Genomic DNA, 3,495 nt, shown 5'->3' on the forward strand with positions numbered 1-3,495 from the left:
CGAGCCCGCGAGAGGCTCGCCCGCGTCCACCTCGGCCTCCGCAGTCCAGGCCCCCGCGAGCGGCATCGAGAGACGGAGCGAGATGACTTCGAGCGCGCCAATCTGAACGAGGCTCACGGCCGGTTCGCCCCCGCCACGGCTTTCGCCGCCGCCGTCGCGAAGAGCGCCCCGATGCCCTTATGGGCGACCGTGCTCCCCGGCTTGACCTCGTGCCACGGCTTGTTTTCGTAGGAAACGGCTGTGCTCGGCGTTTGTACGGCATCCGGTTTCTTCGCGGCGACCTCGGGCGGAGGCGGAGGCGCCCATTCCTTGCAGTGCCAGACGATCGTGCCGACCTGGAACTCGTCCCAATCCGGCCCCTCGTAGGACTCGATGGAGACTGCGTTGATCTTTGCGAGACGGCACTTTGGATGACCGATCTTGTGCGGCCCGCTCCCCGGTTGCAGTCGCTCGATCGCCGCCTCCATGTCGGGCCACAGGGCCTCGGTGAAACGCACCGTGATCGTCACCTCGGCGAGCTCGCGCCCGGTGTTCGTCGTGGTCGGTTTCTGCGCGCCTCCCTTCCGCTTCGTATCGAGCTTCGCTTTCGGCTGTACCTTGAGCGTCGCCGTCCCCTCGCGAGGGTTCGGCGGAAGATCGCCCGGCCCGAAGGTCACGGTATCCCACACGTCCGGATTATCGCTCGGCGCGGGAATCGGCATCAGGCAGCCTCTTCGGCGAGACGTTGGAGCTCGGCCCAGAGCCCGCGGGCGACGGCTTCCCCGTCGCGCTCCGTGGCACTGCCCTGGATAACGATCTCGATTTTCTCGACATTGATCGTCACGCGGTCGCCGCTGTACACACCCCCGCGCGGGGCCTGCGCGCCCACGCTCGAGGCGATCCCCGAGCCGCCGACGCCCGCCGCCTTCGAGGGGCCCACGATGTTGTCGTTCGCCGCCCGCGTCGCTGCGAACGCCATGGCCTCCGCGGCGCGGACCACGCGCCCCGCGCCGCCCGAGATGCCGACCTCGGCGCCGCTGGCCATGTTCCAGCCGATCCCCTCGAAGACGCGCGAGGGACTCGCGATGCCGAGCGTATTTTTCGCCGTGGAGATGGCTCCGCCGGCCATGGCCTTCACCGCGGACGCGACCGCAAGCGCGCCGGCGCGGATACTACCGACGAAGCCATCGACGAGCGCGATCCCGGCAGATTGCCCCGCCCCGTAGATCCCCTCGCCAGTGAATAAGCCTTCGATCATCTCGTAGACCGTGACCAGCGCGCCATAAACGCCGAAGAGCCCCGCGTAGATAGAGCCCACGAACGATGCCCAAACTCCCGTAGCAATCCCGATTGCGCCGAGCGCAACGCCAATCACGCCAGCAATGAGCCCGACGCCCTTCGCCACGAGCTCGATCCAAGGGACGTTATCGATCCCCAGCCACTTTGTGAGCTTCTCTAGCGGCCCCGAAGCCACCGCGTGCGCTTTTTCAAAGATGCCTATGACTCCGCCAAAACCCGTCCGGAAGCCAGAGAAAGCTGCCGAGATCAGCGGCGCGGCAAGCTCCACCTTTGCCAACACGCGGTCGATGAACTTCCCTGGATCTTGATTGTCGAACAGCGTGCCAAATATCGAGTTCAGCACCTTGCCGAGAACACTCGTGATCCTGGTCCACCGGGGCCCCGAGGGATCGAGGCTTTCGAGCAGGCCGCCCACGAACGACTTGAAAGAGCGCATCCCCGGGGTCACGCCGAGATCCATGAGCAGGTTCTCGGGGAGGGCTCGTAGCCTCCCGAGGAGCCCGCTGATATCTTCGAGCGACTTTGCCCGAGCCGCGAGCCCGGGCGCGCGCCCGCCCGCTTGCTCGTTGATCGCCGCGAGGATCGCCTCGATCGTATCCGCTGCCCCGAGTTGCCCCGCACCCTGCATGCGCCGGATTTCCTCGGCACTCTTGCCGAGCCGCTGGGCGAGCTGCCCGTACACCTTGTCCGCCGAGAGACCGGCTTCGGTGAGCATGGTAAGCTCGTCCCCCTGCAAATACCCTTGCGCCTTGATCTTGCCCATCGCGCGGACGATGCTGTCGACATTTGCGCTCGGGTTGACCGTGCCGAGATCCGCAATCGAGCGGACGATGCGGTCGACTTCGTTGGTATCGAATCCCTTCCCGAGCAGATCCACGAATTGGCCGAGCGTCTCTTGTCGCCCCTGCCCGATGAAATCCGCGGTTCGAACCGCAGTTTGGAAGACTCGGTCCGCGTCCCCTTGGGTCCGGCGTAGGACGCTCAGCGCCCGCGTCACGTCCTCCCGGAACGCCGCCGCATCGACGGCCGCCGAGCCCAGGGCATACGCCGCCCGCGCGGCCCCTGCGGCCGCCGCCGTAGCCGCAGCGGCGAGCGCCGCCGCCGCAGCGGCGCGTCCACCTCCTGCCCCGTTTGGTCCGCCCCCTTGTCCGCCCTCGCCCGGGTCGTCGAGGCCTGCCCGCGCCTGTTTTCGCATGGTGCGGAGCTGCCGCTCCAGCATTGCTTCCCGACGCTCTTGCGCTGGGTTGAACCGCCGGATCGCTTCGGAGAGCCGCCCCTCTGTCTTGCTGACTTTGGGGTCAACCCCTTTCCTTCGTCGCGATTCCTCCCGCTCCGCCGCGCGCTGCGCCCTCGCGGAACGCTTCTCGGCCGCCGCGTCAGCGATCCGTTGTGCCTTTTCTGCCGACGATTGCGCGCGGGCCGCCGTGGTGGCGCGCTTTTTTGCCGTCGCCTCCGCGCGCTCGGCGGCCGCCCGCTGCCGCGCTGCTTTCTCCCCGAGCCGCTCGGCCTGCCGCTCTGTCGCCGCTTGCGCCCGCGCCACCGAGGCCGAGCGCTTCTTCGCCGTCTCCTCGGCGCGCGCCGCGCTTGCGCGCAGCCGTGCCGCCTTCGTCGCGGCGCGCTCCGCCTCCCGCTCCGCTTTGGCGGATCGGACCCCATTTTCCCGCAGACGCGCCGCCCGCGCCGCCGCCTCCTCCGCCTTCTCTGCGGCCTTCGCCGCCTCCTCGCGGAGCGTCGCTGCCTTCTTTGCTGTTGCTGCCGCCTTGTCCTCCGCCTCGCGCGTTGCATTCGCCACGCGTTCGGCCGCCTCGCGTGCCTTCTCCTCCGTTCTCGTCGCGGTTTCCCGGATCGCCGCCGCGCGCTTCGCCGCCTCCATCGCTCTGTCCTGCGCGGCGCTCGCCGCCTTTGCCGTCCGCTCGATCTTCGCCGCGGCGCCCGCATCCACGTTCACGGACCCGAGCTCGCCCAGCGCGCCCGCAAGACGCTCCACGTTCGTCGCCGCCTTTGCCGCGGGACGCGCCACATCTTCGCGCAGAACGACCTTTTCCGAGACCATCATGGATCAGACCACTTGATGTTCGACTGAAGAAAAGCCGCAATCATGAGCGCCGCGGCGCGCGCCGGCTCGGAGTCCGGATCGGCGCCGCACAGTTCGAGGAGCCCGTCCGCGACCAGGCCCGGATCGGTTCGCGCCTGTCGCAGCAGGCTTAGATCCCCCCC

The 3,495-nt window shown here is 68.5% G+C and carries 2 protein-coding genes; both read right to left on the reverse strand.

Features of this window, described 5'->3' with window-relative positions:
- Positions 1–113: 113 nt before the first annotated feature.
- On the reverse strand, positions 114–701 hold the full coding sequence (locus QHF84_RS50065; protein ID WP_281320778.1) for a hypothetical protein: 588 nt from the start codon (positions 699–701) through the stop codon (positions 114–116).
- Complete coding sequence (locus tag QHF84_RS50070; protein ID WP_281320779.1) at positions 701–3,334, reverse strand: tape measure protein; 2,634 nt, start codon at positions 3,332–3,334, stop codon at positions 701–703. Before QHF84_RS50070 ends, QHF84_RS50065 begins: the two co-directional genes overlap by 1 nt.
- Positions 3,335–3,495 lie beyond the last annotated feature (161 nt).

The sequence above is a fragment of the Polyangium sp. y55x31 genome, assembly GCF_029946505.1.
GTDB lineage: Bacteria > Myxococcota_A > Polyangia > Polyangiales > Polyangiaceae > Polyangium.

Excerpts from the sequence above, each read along its gene's own strand:
- QHF84_RS50065 (WP_281320778.1), bottom strand. The coding sequence starts at position 701 with ATGCCGATTCCCGCGCCGAGCGATAATCCGGACGTGTGGGATACCGTG.
- QHF84_RS50070 (WP_281320779.1), bottom strand. The coding sequence starts at position 3,334 with ATGATGGTCTCGGAAAAGGTCGTTCTGCGCGAAGATGTGGCGCGTCCC.